Genomic DNA, 19,252 nt, shown 5'->3' with positions numbered 1-19,252 from the left:
CCGCCCCTCACCGCGCCCCCCGCCCCTCGAACACCTCGTCGCGGCGGTTGGCGGTGGCGCGCACCACGTACCGCAGGTACACCCGCACCACGTTCTCCTCGCTCACCACGTCCAGCGACTCCACCTCGATCAGCTCGCCCAGCCAGCGCTGGAGCGACGCCTGTACGGACAGTTCCAGCGCCGAGGCCAGCTCCGGACTGTTCGGCGTGAAGACCAGATCCAGCAGCCCGCACCCGAAGTCCGGCCGCATCACCCGCTCACCCGGGCCGGTGAACAGCAACTGCTCGACCAGATCCCGCACATGGGCGTCGTAGCGCGCGTGCGCGGTGCGCCCCCGCCGGTCCACGCGGTACGGGAACGCCAGGTCCGTCCGCCGTCCGTGCTGTGCTGCGGCCCTCACCGGCACGCCACCCCCTCGACGCCGCCCGGCCGTCCCCGACCGGCGGACACGATCACCGGCGGGCCCTGCGGCACCGGTCCGGCGCCGAAACACATCCCCGCCGCCGTCTCCAGCAGCACCGGCACCCCGTCGACACACACCTGCCCGGCACCGCCGCCGTCCGGCACGAACCGCACATCGACACAGGGCCGCGGACGCCCCGCGACCGTGTGCGCGCACCCGCTGACGGTGAACGGATCCGCGGCGGTCACCACCGCCGCGCCGTCGATCCGCACCGTGTCCGTGCCGCCGCCCCCGCCCGGGACCGGCACCACCAGCCCCCCGTGCGGACACCCCATGACGACACCGCCATGGAGGACGTTTCCGTGTCCCATCCGCTCCGCCTCCCCGTCGCCTTCAGTGCTTCCGCGGCACGGTCAACCGGCCGCCGTTCAGGTCGACCTGCTCCCCGACCATGGAGATCGACGCGCCGTGCCCGTTGTCGATGTGGACCCCCGTGGCGTCGATCCGCACCGACGCGCCGCCCGGCGCCTCCAGGGAGATCCCCTCGGTCGGCACGTCCGACATCACGATCTTGTGTTTCCCGGGCGTCTGGATCACCACCGGATGCGCGATTGCCGGATCCCGCTGCGCGTCCTCCGGCAGCTCCTCCCGCCGCCCGTACCAACACCCCACCCACACCGGGAAACTGGGGTCGCCCTGCTCGAACTCCACCCACACCCCGGCCCCGACCGACGGCACCACCACCTGCCCGGCCTGCGGGCCCGTGAACGGGAAACACGGCAGCGCCCAGGTCGACACCTCGTCGCCCAGCACATCCGGGACCTGGACCTTCAACCGCCCGACTCCCATCGGGTCGTCGTTCGCCGCCACCCGGCCCCGGAACTTGCCGAGGAAGCGGTTGTTCGGTGCAGCAGCCATACGTGGCTTCTCTCCTTACGGTCCCCACGGAACCGGGATACGGATCCGCCGGTGTGCCCCGGCGGGACGGAGCCGGTACCGCCGCGGCCCGGCCGCTACGGACGGACGGTGCCGCTGCGGGCGATCAGCCCCTCCCTCGACAGCGTGAAGTTCTGGAGATACGAGCCGAGCCGCAGATGGTGCGTCACGGTCTTCACGTAGTAGTCGCCGTCATAGGTGACCCCGGCGCCGCGCACCCCGACCAACTCCCGTGGCCGGAGCACATAGCCGTGCCGGGTCACATCCAGCGAACCGGACCCCGAGATCGCGTCCGCGCTGGTGGCGGCGCGCCCCAGCGCCTCCGCCCGCGCCAGCCCCTCGTCCATCTTCGCCGTCCCGCTCAACGTCTTCCGCTTGAGCGCCGGGGACCCGCGCAGCCCCAACGGCGGCCGCAACGGGCTGATGTCGGGCTGCGCCAGCAACGGCGCCTGCCGCGTCACCGGGTCCTGCACCCGCGCCTGCGGCTCCTCCCGCGCCGTCCCGTCGTACGCGAACGTCAGCTGGTCCACTGTCGAGTTCGCGTCCATGTTCACGTTCAGCGCGTGCTGCCGCTGTCCCAACCGCTGCTCCGGCCCCCAGAACGCCGTCGACCGCCCCGGCACCGGCCCCGGCTCCAGATAGAAGGTGTAACCGTTCGCCCGCGCCAGCTCGTTCACATACTGCAGATCCGTCCCCGTCTGGTAATCGACCCGCATCTGCTCCCGCGGCGGCTGCGGAATCTGCTCCCGGATGATCCGCGCCTCGATCCCGTAATCCGCGTACTTCCCGAGAATCCGCTCGACCCGCTGCGACGGCGCGAGATTCGGATACCGGTCCGTCCGCTCCTCCAGGTCCATCAGCAGCGTCAGATCCTCGCCGGTGAGGGTCAGCGTGCTCTGCCCGGGATGGTTGCTGCTCCCCACCTCCTGCCGCACGATCACCCCGTCCAGCAACACCATCGGTGTCCCTTTGACGGAAACGCCGAGAATGACCCGCGTCTTCGGATCGAAGAAACCCTCCGGCAGCAACCGCTCGACGATCGCCCCTTTCTTCGTCAGGTCGAACGCCAGCTGAAATCCGCTCCGTTCCCCCGCCGTACTGGTGATCTGCGCCGACAACAGCGCCTCCACCACCTCCTGGGGAACCGGCCGCGCCAGTTTCGGCCCCATGTACAGCGAGACATGAATGGGCCCCCGCCCGACCGGTTCGTCCCCCTCAGCCATGCCCCACCCCCGGCCCGCCGGGCCCGTCGGCGAAACCGCCGGGCAACGGCACGGCGATCTCCGCCCCCGCCTCCGCGGTCAATTCCCGGGGCTCCAACACCGGGTTGGCGTCGGCGATCCGCCACCACTGCGCGGAATCCCCGAAATACCGCTGCCCCAGTTGGTCCGGCCGCTCACCGCTGCCGACGACATGCGGTACGGATTCGTCGTCCGCCTCCGCCGGTGGCGGCAACAACCGCCGCTTCGCATACCGCACCTCCATCCCGTCGGGCCCGGTGTGCACCCCGATGCCGATCCCCGCATAGCGACTGCTCCGCGGATACGGATGCGCCCCGGGCACCTCGTCCAACGCGCTCTCGTACGGCTCGATGCCCACGCCTCAGATCCCCCTCCCGAGCCCCAACTGCGCCAATGTCCCGCCCCGCGCCCGCCGCGCCAACTGCTCCTTCTGCGCCAGATGCGCGAGATACAGCGCGGCGCCGGGATGCCCGGCCGGCAGATCACTCACCGTCAACACCTTCATTCCGACGCTGAGCGAGGCCCGAATCGGATTGAGATGCACATCGAACGCCGACTCATTCACCGACAATTCCGTCAGCCGCACCGGCATCACGCGCTTACTTCCCCACGTGAACAGCGTCAACGGCATCTCGATGGGACTGATCTCGATCGTCCCTTTCTTGGTCAGCTTCGACGCCGCCAACAACTGCGCGGTCGTCGGCTGCACCAACATCTCCAACACCGCCAGCTCCGGATGGATCCCGTCCGGTGCCGCCACGTCCAGCTGATCGGTGGCGTCGATCTCCGCGGTGAACTTCCAGGTCTCCTGGGCCGGTCCCTTGAGCCGAAGCGCCTCGTTCCGGTCCCCTCCGCTCCCGCCCCCGCCGCCCCCGGCATCCCCTTCACCCCCGGCAGCCTGCGGCGCCACCTGCCGCTCCAACGTGTCCGGGTTGAACTGCAACACAATGACGCGCCGCGGGATGTTCAGATCGGGGTCGACGACGACTATTCCGGAACGGATGGGTTTGGGTATGTCGGGGTAGCGGGTCATGAAATCCCCCATGCTTCCTAGTACTGAATCTTCGTACTCGACACCCGGCAGCCGTCACACCAGAAGCAGTAGACGATCCCGCCGAGCCGAAGTTGCCCGAAGGGCGTCCGGGCGCTGTCCATAAAGGCGAGGAAGCGCATGACTTTCGAGCATTCGGGACAGCGCGGGTGGATGTCGGGCCTGATCCACCGTGGCAGCCCGCCCACTTGGTGCAGGGACTGTTCCGTCACTCCCCGGGTGGTCACGCCCACTTGATTGGGATGGGGCTCCAGGACGAGGGACCGCTCGCCGCCCGCGAAACTGAAGTCCGGGTCGGCGGGACCCTGCGGACCGTAATACACCGTGGTCCGGCCCTGGTCGTTGCGCACTGTGGTGGACTCGGTGCCGTCGCACCCGCAGGCATACCAGTAGAACGTCGGGTCTGCCGTCAGCCCGTAGGGAAGGTCCTCGGCCGACAGCGTCAGCAGATGTCCGGCGGGCGTCTCGCACAGGTGGCACACCGGAACGTCACCCGACACCGGACGGGCCACCTGGTGCGGACCGGTACCGCGTTCGGCGACGAACCCCATGTACGCGGGGGAGCAGCCCGCCGACAGCGGGGAGTCCGGCAGGGCGCCGGAGAGCTCCAACAGGGTTTCCCACTCCGGGGAGCCGTCGAACTCGTCCCGGACACCCAGCAGCGCCTCCTGCGCGAGCGGGGTGCGGGTGAAGGCCAGCCGGACCAGGTGATACGGGTTCTTGTCGGCCTCCCACTCGCCGAGCAGCCGCTGAACCTCGCTGTCCGGCGCCCCCGACAGCATCGACTGCCGCATGCTGTCGTCGGGGATCCGGTCGGCGACGGGACGGAGCAGCTCGGGACGGTAAATGCCGATCGTGTAAAGGACGTTGGCCACGGGGGCATCGGGGTCGCCCGTGGAGACATAGTCGTCGATGAAGCCCTGGAGAGTCTTCTCGGGGAGCCAGGGGACCAGACGCGCGGCGGCACCGACGAGTTCACCGTGCTCCCTGAGGGCTTCTGCGGCCCGGCTCTTCTCCGCCGCGTAGCCTGGTACCAACTCCAGGTACTGCGCCAGGTATTCGGCGAGGTAGCGGCTGTCGGTCGCGGCCAGCTCCTCGGCGGCGGCGGTCGCACCGTGCTCCTCCAGCGTGGAGAGGTACGCGAAGATCCGCTCCCTCTTCTTCGGGCCGACGAGCCGCGAACTGGCGTTGATCCTCTGGATCTCTTCGCTGGAATTCATTTCGCCTTTCCCCAGTAGTGCAGGAACATCATGTCGATCCCCCGAGAGTAGTTGATGACGCCGTTGTCCACGAGCTGCTTGTAAAGTCGCACAAAGTGGGCCACGTAGGCCTTGGTGAGTACCTGAGGTGGCGTGGAGAGATACTGTAAGTACCGCTGGAAGTCGAACTTGGCCGCGCGGGTCAGGTCCAGGGCGTCACGCTCGTACTGCTCCGGTGTGTTTTTCGATCCCCAGGTCCTGCCCTTTTTATGCACGGATTCTTCCGGAATCATGACGGTAAGGGCCTGGTTATACTTCTCTTTTGCCTTCTGCTGATGCCTCTTGAGGCCGTCCTGGCCTTTTGCGAGCAGTTTCTCCTTCCGGAGGAGCCGCAAGCGTTCCGCGTCGAGCTTCTCCTTGTCCCGCTGCGTGATGACGCCGGCCGCCTCGTCATCCAGCATGCGTCGAAGGTTCCTGTTTCCTCGCGCCTGCTCTTCGATGAACTGTCGTTGGTGATGGGCGATGATAGCCCGACCGGAGGGAATATGGTCGGCCGTCAGCTGCGTCTTACGCTTATTGAGCCCTTGCTTCTTCCTGTACCTCTTCTCTCTTCTCCGTCGGGTGTCCGCCTCTTTGTAGGTCTGCACCTCGCCTGACTTGCGGTAGGTGGGGTGCGGCTCGAAGGGGTAGGCGAGGATCTCGGCCAGGCTGGAGTTCAGTTGCTGGGCGTTGTGCGCGCGAGAGGTGGCAGGCCCTCCGGCGGAGCCCTGGGCGGTCGCCTGCTGCTGCTGTCGCTGGACGGCGCTCTGCTGATTCTGCTGCTGTGCCCGTCCGTCCTCGTGCGCCGATGCCGCTGTTCGCTGTTCATTGGTCAGCGGCTGTTGGGTGACGTAATTGTTCGTGTTTACTTCGGGGTTGAGCCGAGCGTTGACGGCCCCGGTGTCGCCGCCGTGCAGAGACAGCTCTGTGAGGCGATACCAGAGGCGCATGCCGGAGAGGGTCGCGGCCATGATCGGGCGGGGTACGCCCTTTTCGAGGATGCTGTCCAGCTTCGGCCTGATGCGTCCGGCGATCTTCTGGAGCCGGGCCTCCTTCGACTCCTTGGAATTCTCCTTCTTCTTGTGCTCCTCGCGGCGCCGCTTCTTCTGTTCCGCCCGGTGCTTCCTGTGATCGCGGAAGTGATCCCGCTTCTTCCTGAAGAAGTCGCGGGCCTTCTTGGCGCTGTTCTTCAGGGATTTGCCCAGCTTGGACTTGCGGAGTTTCTTGCCGAGGGACTTGCCCGCGTTGCGGACCTTCTTGAGGGCGGACTTGACCTTGCCCTTGATCTTTTTGAGAGCGCGGCCCAGGGGAGAGGTGGGTTTCCGGGGCCTGGCGCGCTTGGGGGCCTCGGTCTCCTTTTTCTTCTTGGGCTTCTCGGGCTTCTTCTCCGGCTCGTGTTCGGGCCTGCGCTCCTTGGGCTTCTCCTCGTGTTCCTTCTTCGGGGCCCTGGAGCCCGGTTCGTCCTTGGCGGGTTTCTTCGGAGCGGGTGTGTGCTCGCTCTCGGGCTTCTTCGCGTCCGGGTGCCTCTTCGGGTCCTCGGCGTCGCGTTCGCGTTTGGCGGCGTCTTCCTCGCGACGGCGGTCGCGCTCCTTGTCGGGGGTGCGGCTGTGGGGGCGGTCGTGGGAGGTGGCGGGGCCCTTGGCGTGCGGGTGGGCGGTGGGGTGGTGTGCGGTGGAGGTGCCCGGGCGGGACGGGACCTTGGGGCCCTTCGGCTTGGCGGGCCCGGTGGGTTTGCGGAGCGCCTGGGCGGCCTTGCGGACGGCGCCGCGGGCGCGGTTGACGGCGCCACCGGCGGCCTTGCGGGCGCCCTTCCCGGCCTTCTTGAGGCCCTTCATGATCTTCTGGGCGATGCCCTTGAGGCGGTTGCCGACCCCCTTGACGGCACGGCCGAGGCGGGCCAGCAGAAGGTTGGTGATGAGTTCCAGGAGGGCGACGACACCGGCGGCGACGGCCACCGCGAAGAGGCAGGCGGCGGGGCCGGACCGTACCGCCTTGAGGAAGGCGAAGAACTTGCCGAACGCGGAGAGGATCGCGCTGATGGACTGCCAGGCGGCCATCAGGCCCTGCACGATGGTGAGGATCGCGCCCGCCGCGGGGATGATCATCGAGACGACCTTCTCGATGACGAGCTGGGCGATCATCATCGGAAGGGCGGCGACCACCGCGTTCCAGGCCATCTTGCCGATCTGCTTCAAGGACATACAGCCCTTGATCAGGACGTTGATGATGGCCTTGCCGAGGCCGAGGATGCCCTCCACCTTGGTGGTGAACCACTGGCTGACGGCGCTCTTGATCGCTCCCCAGAGGTGTTCCTGGATACCGGTCTTCGCGGCGCTACCGGCCTTGGCGAGCCAGCCGCCGGGGTCCGGGGCGATGTCCGCGACGAGAGCGGCGAACTGACCGAGCGCCTGGATCGCGGCCTCGGCGAACTTGAGGGCGCCGACGATGGCGTCGCGGAAGATCTTGACGGCGGCCTTGAGGCCCGCCTCCAGGACCTTGAGGAGCGCGTGGAGACCGGCGGCGAGGGCGTCGAGGAAGGCGCTGACGGCTTTCTTCAGGCCCTCGGCGAGCTTGTTGACCGTGGCGATGGCCTTGTCGCGCAGGTCGTTGATGGCCTTGCGGAACTTGTCGCGGAGCTCGGGGAACGCGGCCAGCAGGACGTCGCCGATGGCGATGAGCGCGTCGGCCACCGCGTTGATCGCCTTGACGGCGAAGTCGCGGACCGCGTCGATCGCCTTGTTCGCCCAGTCCTTGAAGGTGTCGATGATGCCGTTGATCGCCTTGCGGGCCTCATCGAAGATCTTGGTGACGGCGTCGAGAAGGTCCTTGAAGAAGTCGGCGACGGCATGGACGATCTTGCCGAAGAGGCTGTCGGAGCCCTTCTTCTTCTCTTCCTTCTTCTTCTTGGCGTCCTTGTCCGCCTGATCGGCCTTGCCGTCGATGTCCTTGTTGTCGTTGTTCTTCCGGCCCTCGACCTCCTTGTCCTTGGTGTCGCGCTGCTTGGTGATCTTGTCGTTGCCGTCCTTGTGCTCCTTGTCGGTGTCCTTGTCGGCCTGCCCGATCTTCTTGTCCTGCTCGTCGCGCCAGTTCTGACGCTCCGTCCGCGCCCGGTCCGCCACCTGACCGCGCTGCGCCGTCTGCTGCTCGGTGTTGCGCGCGACCTCGGTGTCGATCTGCTGCTGCTTCTCCTGCTTGGCCTTCTGCTCGCCCTGCCGCTGTTCCTTCTCCTCGGCGGCCACCTGCGTACCGGCCCGGCCGGTGGCGCTCCTGATCTCGCCGCCGCGCTCCTGCTTCGCCACCGCCCCGGCGCCCGGCTTCGCCGCGCCGCCCGCCGCCGCGCCGCCCCCGCCCCCGGCCCGGCCGCCCGGCGCCTTCCCCCGGAGCTGCTCCTTGGGCGCGTCCGGGTAGATCTTGTCCTCGCCCAGCGGCTTGGACGCGTCCGCGCGCCCGGTGTCCTGGATCTTGCCCTGCTTCTCCTTGAGCTTGGACGCCTGCTTGTCCGTGCGCTGCGGGTCGCTCTCCCCCTCCAGCTTGATCTTGGGCGCCGGGCCGACGGTCTTGTTGTGCAGCTCGGGGTCGGTGGTGGGGACCTGGTCCGCCGCCGCGGCCACGTTCTGCGCGTCCTGCTCCGTCAGCTTGCCGTCCTTCGAGGGCGGCACCTGCGGTGTGGGGATGTTGTCGGTCGGCTTGGCTCCCTGGGCCTTCTCACTCCCCTTGGCCTGCTGTTTCTCGCCCTGGCCCGCCGGACCGACCTTCTCCAGCTGCCCCGTCACCGGGGTTTCCGGAGCCTCCTCCTGCGGCTTCCCGTGCAGGGTCTGCGGCGCGCCCGAAGGACGTTCACGGGTGGGCGGATGGGCGGCCAGCCGCCGCTGCTCGTCGCCGACCTTCCGGTCCGCCGCGCCGTCCAGCCCCGGCAGCGCCTCCTGTGCCTGGTCGGGCGCGAGCTGACCGACGGTGGTCAGCGCCGACCGGGGATCCTGCGCCGAGACGTCCGGCGGCTTCTCCTTCTTCTCCTGGACGGCCTTCCCGCCGCCACCCCCGCCGCAGCCGCCGCCACCGCCCTCGTCCTTCTCGGCGGCCGGGGCCGGCGGGGCGCACCCGCCGCCGCCCTTCTCCAACGAGGCGTCCGGCTGCGCCTTCGCCCCCTCGGGCGCCGGGGCGCCCATCTTCCCCGGGGTGTCGGCCTGTTGGTCCGCCGGACCGACCGCGGCCTGGGCGACGGAGGGCGCCCCTCCGGGACCGGCGGCGGCCGACGGCGCGTTGCCCGGCTCGGTCCCGCCCACCGCCCCGGCGGGCGCCGCCCCCGGCCCCGACTCCTTCGGCACCGCGCTCTTGGCGTCCGGCGCGTCCCGCTCGGCCCGTACGGGCTCGGCGCCCCGGCGCGCGGCGGGGGACGGCCGCCGGTCCTCGGACGGCGTGCGGTCGGTGTGCGCACCCGCGGGCGGGGCCGCGGCGGAGTCCCCGCCCGCGCCCGCCGCGCCGTCCGACGGCACCCCGGCCGGTTTTCCCGCCGCCGCGCCCTCCGGCTGCCCCTGCGCCTCCCGCTTCTCCGCCTGGGCGTCCTGCTCCTTCTTCTCCGTCCGCTCGTCCTGGGCCTCCTTGGCGTCCGGCGCCTCCTCACCGGTGCCGCCCTCCGCGTCGCGGTCCGCGTCCTTGTCGTCGGCGTCCTGCTTGGCCTGGCGGGTGCCGTCCTCGTCCTTCTGCTGGGCCTGCTCCGGATCCCGCTTCTCCTCGGCCTCCGGCTCCTGGGCCTGCCGGTCCTCGGCCTCCGGATCCGGGCCGACCTCCTGCTCGACCGGCATCGACGGCTGGAGATCCTTCTCGGTACGGTCCCCGGCCCCGGCGGCCGGTCCGTGCTCCGGCTGCGGCGCCTCGCCCTCGACCGGCCCCAACTCCGCACCCGGCGCCTTGGCCTCGGCCTCCGGCCCGTCCTCGTGCTCCTCGTCGTCCGCCGCGTTCTCGCGCTCCCGCTGGACCTGCTCCGCCTTGGTGGGCGGGGGAGCGGGGAACGTCGGCAGCGCGGCATCGGGGCGGTCGGCGGTCGGTACGGACGAGACATCCAGGTCGGCGCCGGGGAGGAAGTCCTCCGGCCGCAGCGCCGCCTCACCGGGTCCGGTGCCGCCCTTGGCCGCCGCACCGCCGTCCCCACCCGCGCCGATCTCCTTCTCGGCGCCCGCCTCCAGCCCGATCGGCTGTTCCTCCTCGCGCGGCGGGCCGTCCTCCTCGTCCTGCGGGTTCAGCCCGTGCTCGGAGAGTGCGCTGTCGCGCTGGTCGGCCCGTTCGTCGACCTTCTCCGGGCGGACCGGTCCGGGCTGCTCCCGCTTCTTCTTCTCCAGCTCCTCCTGCTTCGAGCCGTCCGCCGGTCTCCTCGCCTCGTCCGCGCGGCGGCGTTTGTCGGCGCCGGGCCGGTTGGCCTGCTCCGGGTCGGCCTCCTCGCGCTCCCGCTGCGCCTTGCGCTCCTCCTTGGTGCGCTCGGCGCCGTCCCGGGACCGGTCGGCCTTGGCGGCGTCGGCCTGATCGGCCTCCTGACGCTCCTGTCCCTGCTCCTCCTCGGCCTGCCGCTGCTCCTGCCGGGCGTCCGCGCCCTCGACGGCGCGGGCGTCCTCGTGGGCGGTGCGCTCGCCCGCCTCCTGCCGCTCCGCCGCCGCGTCGCGCTGCGCCCGGCTCTGCTCCTGACCGCGCGCCTCCGCCTGCCCCTTGCCGTCCTTCTTCTCCTCGTGGGCGTCCGCGGCCCGCTGCTTCTCCGCCCGCGCGGCGCCCTCGGCACGCTCCTCCCGGCCCGTCCGCGCCTCGTGCACCTGGTCGACGGCGTCCGGCACCGGCTCCGGCGTCGGCGACGGCTGGAAGCCGACCGGCGGCACCTCGGACTCCGCCACCAGATCGAGCAGCCGGTCGAAGTCGGAGCTGAGCAGCCGCACCTCCAGCCGGTCCAGTACGGATTCCTGCAACTCCGGTGCCAGTCGGGCGAGTTCGAGCCGTACCCGCCCCGACCGGTCCTCCGGGTCACCCCGCAGCGACCGCACCACCCCGCCCGCCAGCCGGTCCACCAGGGTCGCCGGGTCGAGGAGTTCCCGGCGGCGGCGGTCGGCGTCGACGGTGGCGTAGCGGAGCCAGCCGGGGGTGGCGTGGCCGGGCTCCACCGGGGGCGCGGTGTCGTCCTCGCGGGTGGCGCCGAGCATCGCGGAGCGGACGGACTCCCGCGCCGCGGACTCCGCCTCCCGTTCGGCCGCCTCCTGGGGCAGACTGACCGCGCCCAGATCGCGACCGGCCCGCAGGGCGCCCAGACCGTGCGGGTTCTGGACGGTGTGCAGCAGCTCGTGGGCGAGGAGACGGCGGCCGGCGGCGGTGCCCGGACGGTAGGCGTCCTCGCGGAAGAAGACGTCCTGACCGACGGCGAACGCGTCGGCGTCCATCAGCTCGGCCAACCGCCCCGCGTCGCGGCCGGTGTGCAGCCGGACCTGGCTGAAGTCGTGGCCGAGCTGCTCCTCCAACTCCCGGCGGATGCTCAGGTCGAGGGGGTGCCCGGCGCCGCTGACGATGTTCTTCGGCTCGGGCGCCGCGGACCTGACGGCGCGCTCCTTGCGCCTGCGGCGCCGGTCGTCGCGGGCGGCGCGGGCGTCCTGGGAGGCGGACCGGGTCGGATGGCTCACCGCGCCTCACCCCGCCCCGCCAGACCCGCGTGCACCGCGCGGGCCAGCGCCTCACCCAGCCGTACGGGGTGGGTGGTGGGCGGCAGCGGCGGCAGACCGGCCACCCCGTCGAGAGCGACGCCCGCGCCGTCGGAGCGCGCGGCCAGCGGGACGCCGCGCTCCCGTACGAGGCGGGTCAACTCGGCCCGGAACGCGGCCGACACCCGGTCCGGATCGACGGCGCGGGCGTCGAAACCGTCCAGGACCAGTTCCCCGATGTCGATATGGAAGGTGCCGATGGGGGAGGCGGGGGAGGAGGGCGGCGGCGGTGCGGTGCCGGGCGGCGGGGCGGTGGCCCGTACCGTGCCGTGGCCGACCTCGTGCGTCAGACCCATCCGTGGACCTCCGACGGTGTCAGAGAGCGTTCCAGCTTCAGGTACTCGGTGCGCGCCGCGGCCAGCATGTGCCGCATCTGGAGGCGGTCGCCCTCCTCCGCGGCGAGGAAGGCACCGGAGAGCGCGATGTTGCGGATCGACCCGCCCGCGACGGTGAGCTGGGCCAGCAGGGCCGGATCGATGCCCTTGGTCGGGGCCCGGGCGGGCAGCACCCGGCGCCAGATCTCGGTCCGCTCCCGTTCGGTGGGGAAGGGGAAGTCGACGACGAAGCGGATCCGGCGCAGAAAGGCCGGGTCCAGGGCCTTCTTCATGTTGGTGGTGAGGACGGCCAGCCCGCGGTACGCCTCCATCCGCATCAGCAGATAGCTGACCTCCAGGTTGGCGTAGCGGTCGTGGCTGTCCTTGACCTCGCTGCGTTTGCCGAACAGCGCGTCCGCCTCGTCGAAGAGGAGCAGCGCCCCGCCGCGCTCGGCGGCGTCGAAGACCCGGCTGAGGTTCTTCTCGGTCTCGCCGATGTACTTGCTGACGACCTGGGAGAGGTCGACGAGGAAGAGGTCCAGGCCCAGTTCCTCGGCCATCACCTCGGCGGCCAGCGTCTTGCCGGTTCCGGAGCCACCGGCGAAGAGGGCGGTGACGCCGAGGCCGTTGCGCAGCGCCTTCGCGAAACCCCAGTCCCGGTAGACGGTGGCGCGCTGCCGTACCTGCGCGACGATCTCCCGGAGGATGCGCACCTGCCGGTCGGCGAGGACCAGATCGTCCCAGCCGGCCCGCGGCTCGATGCGGCGCCCCAACTCGTCCAGCCCCATCCGGGCCTCGGTCAGACCGGCCCGCCAGGCGAGCCCGGCGGCGTCGAGCCCGTCGGCGCCCGGCAGATCGCGCCGCACGGAGGCGGCGGCGGAACGGACGACGTGCGGCGGCAGCTGGAACTGCGCGACGAGGGAGGTGAGATGGCGTTCGGTGATCTCGGGGACATCGGCGAACGCGGCCGTCCACAGGCCCAGTTGCTCCTCGTCGGAGAGCAGGGGGACGGTGACGCGTTCGCCGCGCGGATGGCCGGTCCGCCGCGGGTCCCGACCGGTGACGACCAGCGGGACGGCGGCGCCCGCGACGAAGGCGTCCACCGCGGCGTGCTGCTCGCGGTCCAACTCGCCGACCTCGACCAGCAGCGCCGCGGGCAGCAGGATCGCCTCCCGCTGCCAGAGCCGGGAGAACCGGTCGCGTTCGGCCGGGTCGGTCGGGATGTCCTCGGCGGCCATCGTGTACAGGCCGAGCCCGCTGCGGCGCGCCGCGGCCGCCGCGATGTCGGCACGGCTGCGCAGCTCCCCGCCGACCAGTTCGACCCGCAAGGGGGCGTCCGGCCCGCCGCCCGTCCACCCCGCCGCCACCCGGCCCGCCGCCCTCTCGTACGCGGGCGGCAGGGTCTGCGGCGGGGCGGTGCGGCGCAGTTGGCCGTGGAGCCGGGCGTCCAGGTACGGGGCACCGGCGAGGAAGTGCAGGATGCGTTCGTCCAGGCGCAGCCGACCGGTGGTCAGCCGGGTCTCGTCCGCCAGCTCGACCAGCCGCCAGCGGCGCAGCGGGGCGACCGGGGTCAGCGCGCTCCAGTGGGGTGCGTCGAGCGCCGCGAGGGCGAGCGAGAAGGTGGGGTGCGGGCGCTCCGGATCACCGCAGGCGGCGGCGCAGCGGGCCCCGGTGGTCGGGTCCAGCTCGGCTGCCGCGGCGAGCAGGACGACCTCCCGCTCGAAGGCGGTGAGCCCGAAGCAGGCGGTGAGGTCGTCCAGGGCCCGGGGGGAGGGGAAAGCCGCGGCGGGCGCGCGGTCGGCGCCGCCGCGCGGACCGTCCCCGTCCGCGGGCCCCTCCGCCCGCCCCGCGCCGTCGCCGTTCCCGCGGGTGCGTGCGGCATGCGCGTCCAGCCGGGCGAGGACCGCGCGGACGGCGGCGGCCAGCGCCGCGCCCTCCGCCTCGTCGTCCGCCGCCCCGGGGCCCGTTCCGCCGCTGCCCGCCATGTCGCCCTCCGCCCCCGTCCCCCGCACCGCGCCTCAGCCCTCCCCGCCGTCGTCGGTACGGTGCGGGTCGGCGGACCGACCGGTGCCGGGGGCGCGGTCCGCGTCCCCCGCCCGGCCGCCGGTCGCCTTACGGGCCCGGCCCCCCGACCGTCCGCCGCCCGCGCTCTCCCGCGCCGCGGTCGCCTTCCGCGGTGACGGCCGCCCGCCCGCCGCCTTCTTCGCGGTCTTCCCGGCCGCCTTCCGCGCGGTCCCCTCGGCGGGGCCCGGGGCGGTGTCCGCGGCGGCGTCCCCGGTCGGCCCGGAAGCCGCCGGACCGGCGGGCCCCTGCCCGTCGCCCGCAGCCGCCGCCGGTCCGGGCGGCGCGTCCGCCAACGGCTCCTCCGGCGGTACCTCCGGCGCCACCGCCACCTCCGGCCGCCGCACCGGGCGGGCCGGTGCCGGTTTCCGGTGGCCGTCCAGCAGCACCAGCGACGCCTGGTAGCTCACCGACAGTGCGTAGGGCGTGTTGTTGAACATCCCCCAGAGCTTGGAGGTCTCGTCGACGTCCATCTGGGTCGGTGTGAAGCGGACCCGCTGCGGTGACCCGGCCAGATCGCTCCCGGCCAGATAGGGGCGCTCGGCCGCCTCCTCGATCAACTCCCGCGGCAGCACCGGGATCTCGTGCAGCGTCCGTACCACGCTCCCGATCAGCCGCTGCCCGACCAGCTCCTGCTCCTCCCCGTACGCGCTGATCAGGAAGTTCAGGTCGACGGCGGCGGCCGGGCGCTTGAGCAGCGTGCCGTCGGAGGCGCGGGTGACCAGATCGCTGTTGCGCATCGAGGGGTTGTGGGAGACCTGGTAGAGGAAGACGGTGATCGTCGGGTCGGTCGGCGGGTCGGACGGCGGTTTACGGGTCTCCACCGAGACGGCCATGTCGATCTCGGGGTGCAGATTGTGCTCGATCAGCAGCGCAAGGGCCTGGGTGACCGTCGCGAGGGCGAGTGCGTTGCTCAATGGGACCGTCCCCCTGAAGTCCGTTCCTGGTCGGCCAGGTAGTCGGCCAGGCTCACCGCGGGCGCGCGCCGCTCCGGGCGCGCCGGGCGGCCACCCGCCGCGGGCCGTTCGGCACCGGCCGCGCTGACCTCCAGCCGACCGATCTCTACGTGCACCACCCGCTCGGCGGGACCGCGCGCCCCACGTCGGCCGCCCGCGGCGGCGGTGCGGGGCGGTGCGGTGCGGCGGGGCGCGACCGGGGCGTCGGCCCGTGGCCGCAGCGCGCCGGACGGCGCCGGACCGGACCCGTCCCACGGCGCCGCCTCCCGGCCCGCCGCCGGTCGTGCCGGATCAGCCGCCGCCCGGCCCCGCGGCCGTACGCCCTCGGTGGCGGTGGCCCGGGCGGCGGGTGTGGCCGTCGCCGTGGGGCGGAGCGCAGGGGCGGGGACCGGCCCCGGGGCGACCGGCCCGCGGTCGGCTTCCGGCGCCGCCTCGGTGCGGATCACCGTCTCCCGTTCGGCCCGGGTGTGGATCTCCGACCGGTGCGCGGTACGCGGCGGCTGCCCGGCGGACGGGGCCGGTACGGGCCGCCCGGCCGCCCGCGGGGACGACAGCCCGTCGTCGGCCGCCTCGCCGTCGGCCGGGCCGCGCACCGCCTCCACCCGCTCGAACGGGCCGGGCAGCCGCGGCCGGACGAGCGCCCGCCGCCCCGGCCCGTCGGCGCCCCCGGGCGGGCCGAAGGGATCGGCGGGCGGCGCAGGGGCGTACCGGGCCAGCAGTCGGCCGAGGTAGTCGCCGGACCCGGCGGGCGTCGGTTCGGGCAGCTCAGGCATCCGCGCACAGCTCCAGGTAGTAGCGGCGCCGCAGCGGGCTGAGCGCCAGGATCTCGGGCTCGCTCCAGCCGTAGGCCGAGGCGAGCAGATGGACGTCGAGGAGCAGGTCCCGGGCCCAGGCGTCCAGTTCGGTCCACAGGTACGCGGCGATGTCCAGCTCCGCGGCGGTGGGCGCACCGCACTCCGCGCAGGCGACCCGGAGCGTCAACTCCGCTCCGGGGTCGGCCGCTTCGGCGGCCTCGGCGAAGCGCCGGAGCACCGGTTCGGGCAGCTGGGCGAGGTCTTCATCGGTCGCCAGGTGGCCGCCGCGGTGGGCGGTGAGGGCGCAGCGGGCCGCGAGCAGCCGCCCGGCGTGCAGCGCGTCCGGCGGACGGGCGGCGGCCACCGCGGCCAGATCGGCGGGGCCGGGCAGCCGGAACCGCACGCTCCACCCGTCCTCCGCCACCCGCAGCCCGTCCTCCGGCGGCGCCGGGCGGACGGCCGCCAGCTCCCCGGCGTCCAACGTGAACTCCAGCGCCGCGCCGCACCCGTCCGCCGCGCAGTCGAGCGTGACCTCCATCCGCTCGCCGAACAGCGCCCGGCGCAGCGCGAAGAGATCGGCCGCCCGCTCCCCGAGCGGCGCCGACGACAGGGTGTGCGCCGACTCGCCGGGACGGGCCGCCCGGTGCAGCAACAGGGCCCGCCCGGCGTCCTGTTCGGCCAGCCCGGCCTCCCAGGTGGCCAGCAGTTCCCCCGGCCCGGTGACCGCCATCCGCCACCTCGCCACCACTCGTCGCGTCCGCTCAGGCCGGGTGGGTGAAGGAGGGCTCCTGCGGTTCGGGGACCTCGTAGTCGCGCTCCCAGCCCTCGCACTCCAGCTTCAGGCTCTGGATGGCCACCGCGTTGGCGTTGGCGTCCATCTCGCCCAGGACCTGGTACTCGCTCGGCCAGGACCGGTAGATCTTGTGCGAGACGGCGACCTGACCTGCCTCGTTGAGGACCTGGATGACGATGTCCTTACGGAAGTCGGCGAGCGACACCTCCGAGCCCAGACCCGCGCCGACCTGCCAGACCTTGTTGGCCCAGCGGTCGAACTCCGGGTCGTGGGTGACCCCGCGCTCCAGGGTGATGCCCTCGAACTCCGAACGGCCCGGGGACTTCCGCGGAGAGCTGGGGTCGCCGCCGTTGCGGTGCTTGACGACCTCGGTGGTGCGCTTGAGCGGGCTGATCTTGCTGACCCCCGCGACCGTACGGCCGTCCCACAGCACCAGGAACTTGAAGTTCTTGTACGGGTCGAAGCGATGGGCGTTGATCTTGAACTCAGCCATCGGATTCCTTCATGTCGGATTCCTGCACATCGGCGTCGTGGGGCGTACGGGCGCCGGGGCCGTCGGCCGGACCCGGCGCCCCACGCCCTACAGATCGAACTGACCGGCCATCTGCTGGATCTTGACGATCACGAACTCGGCCGGTTTGACGGGCGCGATGCCGACCACGACGTTCACGGTCCCGTTCTCGATGTCCGCCTCGGTCGTGGTGTCCTTGTCGCACTTGACGAAGTACGCCTGCCGCGGGGTGCCGCCCTTGAAGGCGCCCTTCTCGAAGAGGGAGTGCAGATACGCCGAGGCGTTGAGCCGGATCTGCTGCCACAACTGCTCGTTGTTGGGCTCGAAGACCACCCACTGCAGACCGCGCAGCAGACTCTCCTCGACATGCAGGGCCAGCCGCCGCACCGGGACGTACTTCCACTCGCTGTCCAGGGCGTCCGAGCCCGCCAGCGTGCGGGCGCCCCACACCAGCGGGCCGACCATCGGGAAGGTCCGCAGGCAGTTGATGCCGAGCGGGTTGAGCAGACCGTTCTCGCGGTCGGTGAGCTTGACGGTCAGCCCGTGCACACCGGCGAGCCGCGCCTCGGTGCCCGCCGGAGCCTTCCACACCCCGCGCTCGCCGTCGGTACGGGCGATCACCCCGGCCAGCGCACCGGACGGCGGGAAGGAACGCAGCCGCCCGGTGAGCGGGTCGATGAGCTGGAGGTGCGGGAAGTACAGGGCGGCGTGGTCGCCGCGCACCGCGTCGAACGCGCCGATCCCGGCCCGGGCGGCGTCCACACCGCCCCATGTGGCGGGCGCGTCGACCAGCAGGAACATCCGCCGCTCCTGGCACAGCCGCTGGGCCGCCGAGACCACCGTGAGCATGTCGTCGACGGACTCGTACGACGCCAGCTCCGGCAGTGCGAGCAGATTGACGTCGGGCAGATCGCGCAGCGCCTGGAGACCGCTCTTGCGGGCCTCGCTGCCGATCAGGTCGCGCGGGCCGGGCGGGTCGCCGTCCGCGCCGCCGCACAGCGCGAAGACCGGCGGATTGACCGACGCCTCCAGACCGAGGTCGTTGGCGCACTCGCCGACGAAGCGGACCACGTCGCAGGGGTCGGTGGAGCCGGCCACGACCTGGAGGCGGCGCCCGAAGGGGATCACCCGGGTACCGGCGAAGGCGTGCTTGCCGGGGGCGTCCGGCAGCGACCGCAGCTTCTGCTCCAGCAGCAGTGCCAGCCCGGTGACATCGCACGGCGGCTCGCCGTCGCACTCCGCTTCGTAGAGGGTGAACTCCCGCTCCACCTCACCGATCTTCACCGTCAACTCGACGTCGAGATCGGGGAGTGGGTGGTGGAACGGCTTGGAGACGGTGCCGGACGGGTCCGGGCGCCCCTCGCCGACCACGGCCACCCGGATGAGCGCCGAGGCGGAGTTGACGGCCGTCTCCACGAACCGGCCGCTGCCGGGGTCCATGGACAGGCCGGTGAAGGACTCCCGGGCCGCGCCGTGCGCGTCGAAGACCTGGAGGTTGAAGGTCTCGTCCGGATCGGAGGGGTGGCGCGGGCCGCCGCCTGCCGGGCGGTGGGCGGGGGTGTCGTGGTCGACGGCGACCCGCAGGCCGTCGCCCCAGACGCCGGGCTCCTTGGCGTACACCTCCAGGACCGGGCACTGGCTGCGGCCCTCGGTGGACTCCAGGGTGACGTGTGCCTCCGCGCCGCTGCCGGTCCGGGCGACCCGGACGATCACCGCGACGGCGCCGCCGTTGCCGAAGAACTGGTGGACCGCGTGGGAGACCGGGCTGCGGGAGGTCAGGCCGCCGAAGCGGCGCTCGAAGTCGGTGAAGCTGGTGATCCGGACCGGCTGGTCGAGCGGCCCGCGCCGGGTGTGGCCGACGAAAGCGGTCACGGACGTCGTCACGGTGGTGATGCTGCGGATGCTGCTGGGAAGCTCTTCGACATGGACGCCGGGGTATTTCTGATCGGCGGTAGGTGTCGGCATTCCCCCTCCAATCCCTTCAGGCACCGAGTGTGAGGACACCAAGAAATCGAGAAAGGGGGAGGGACGGCGGGTGCGGAGGAGTCCACGGCCGCGCCCCGCGCCGTCCGTGGTCGTACATCCCCCTGCGGCCCATCAAGTTCCCCCGTCCGCATCCGGTGCGAAGGCGACCCGCGATCCGTGGCCCGACCTGCACGGGACCAAGTCCGGGGCGCGCGGCCCCGAACCTGTGACTCCTGATGCGTAAGCGCGCAACGCAGTTTG

The 19,252-nt window shown here is 72.1% G+C and carries 15 protein-coding genes; all 15 read right to left on the bottom strand.

The window, feature by feature from the left end; translation table 11 throughout:
- Positions 1-7: 7 nt before the first annotated feature.
- Positions 8-400, bottom strand: a complete 393-nt coding sequence (locus tag IF23_RS0103175) for a GPW/gp25 family protein (protein ID WP_030279493.1) — start codon at positions 398-400, stop codon at positions 8-10.
- Positions 397-774 (bottom strand): hypothetical protein, encoded by a 378-nt coding sequence (locus tag IF23_RS0103170; RefSeq protein ID WP_030279491.1) that lies wholly within the window; start codon positions 772-774, stop codon positions 397-399. The genes IF23_RS0103175 and IF23_RS0103170 overlap by 4 nt, the downstream gene beginning before the upstream one ends.
- Before the next feature lie 22 nt (positions 775-796).
- Positions 797-1,321 (bottom strand): phage baseplate assembly protein V, encoded by a 525-nt coding sequence (locus IF23_RS0103165; protein ID WP_030279489.1) that lies wholly within the window; start codon positions 1,319-1,321, stop codon positions 797-799.
- Between the two features lie 95 nt (positions 1,322-1,416).
- Positions 1,417-2,562, bottom strand: a complete 1,146-nt coding sequence (locus IF23_RS34740) for a hypothetical protein (RefSeq protein WP_030279487.1) — start codon at positions 2,560-2,562, stop codon at positions 1,417-1,419.
- Positions 2,555-2,938 (bottom strand): LysM peptidoglycan-binding domain-containing protein, encoded by a 384-nt coding sequence (locus IF23_RS0103155; RefSeq protein ID WP_030279485.1) that lies wholly within the window; start codon positions 2,936-2,938, stop codon positions 2,555-2,557. Before IF23_RS0103155 ends, IF23_RS34740 begins: the two co-directional genes overlap by 8 nt.
- Positions 2,939-2,941: 3 nt before the next feature.
- Complete coding sequence (locus tag IF23_RS0103150) at positions 2,942-3,613, bottom strand: hypothetical protein (RefSeq protein WP_030279483.1); 672 nt, start codon at positions 3,611-3,613, stop codon at positions 2,942-2,944.
- A 17-nt stretch (positions 3,614-3,630) separates the two neighbouring features.
- Positions 3,631-4,851 (bottom strand): hypothetical protein, encoded by a 1,221-nt coding sequence (locus tag IF23_RS31855; protein ID WP_051739139.1) that lies wholly within the window; start codon positions 4,849-4,851, stop codon positions 3,631-3,633.
- Complete coding sequence (locus tag IF23_RS0103140) at positions 4,848-11,519, bottom strand: eCIS core domain-containing protein (RefSeq protein WP_030279479.1); 6,672 nt, start codon at positions 11,517-11,519, stop codon at positions 4,848-4,850. Before IF23_RS0103140 ends, IF23_RS31855 begins: the two co-directional genes overlap by 4 nt.
- Entirely contained in the window at positions 11,516-11,893 is a 378-nt protein-coding gene (locus IF23_RS0103135; protein WP_245654869.1) for a hypothetical protein, read from the bottom strand. The genes IF23_RS0103140 and IF23_RS0103135 overlap by 4 nt, the downstream gene beginning before the upstream one ends.
- Positions 11,884-13,896, bottom strand: a complete 2,013-nt coding sequence (locus tag IF23_RS0103130) for an ATP-binding protein (RefSeq protein ID WP_051739137.1) — start codon at positions 13,894-13,896, stop codon at positions 11,884-11,886. Before IF23_RS0103130 ends, IF23_RS0103135 begins: the two co-directional genes overlap by 10 nt.
- Before the next feature lie 33 nt (positions 13,897-13,929).
- Positions 13,930-14,889 (bottom strand): Pvc16 family protein, encoded by a 960-nt coding sequence (locus IF23_RS0103125; RefSeq protein ID WP_030279468.1) that lies wholly within the window; start codon positions 14,887-14,889, stop codon positions 13,930-13,932.
- On the bottom strand, positions 14,886-15,701 hold the full coding sequence (locus IF23_RS0103120; RefSeq protein ID WP_051739135.1) for a hypothetical protein: 816 nt from the start codon (positions 15,699-15,701) through the stop codon (positions 14,886-14,888). The genes IF23_RS0103125 and IF23_RS0103120 overlap by 4 nt, the downstream gene beginning before the upstream one ends.
- Positions 15,694-16,452 carry a hypothetical protein gene (locus IF23_RS0103115; protein ID WP_030279465.1) on the bottom strand — a complete coding sequence of 253 codons (759 nt, stop codon included), beginning with the start codon at positions 16,450-16,452 and terminating at the stop codon, positions 15,694-15,696. Before IF23_RS0103115 ends, IF23_RS0103120 begins: the two co-directional genes overlap by 8 nt.
- Before the next feature lie 31 nt (positions 16,453-16,483).
- Positions 16,484-17,008: a phage tail protein gene (locus tag IF23_RS0103110; RefSeq protein ID WP_030279463.1), complete on the bottom strand. Its 525-nt coding sequence runs from the start codon at positions 17,006-17,008 to the stop codon at positions 16,484-16,486.
- A gap of 87 nt (positions 17,009-17,095) precedes the next feature.
- On the bottom strand, positions 17,096-18,991 hold the full coding sequence (locus IF23_RS0103105) for a phage tail sheath family protein (RefSeq protein ID WP_030279461.1): 1,896 nt from the start codon (positions 18,989-18,991) through the stop codon (positions 17,096-17,098).
- Positions 18,992-19,252 lie beyond the last annotated feature (261 nt).

This window comes from Streptomyces catenulae (genome assembly GCF_000718015.1).
GTDB lineage: Bacteria > Actinomycetota > Actinomycetes > Streptomycetales > Streptomycetaceae > Streptomyces > Streptomyces catenulae.
Note: the sequence above shows the minus strand (reverse complement) of the source record. Positions and strands in the feature narration are given on the sequence as shown.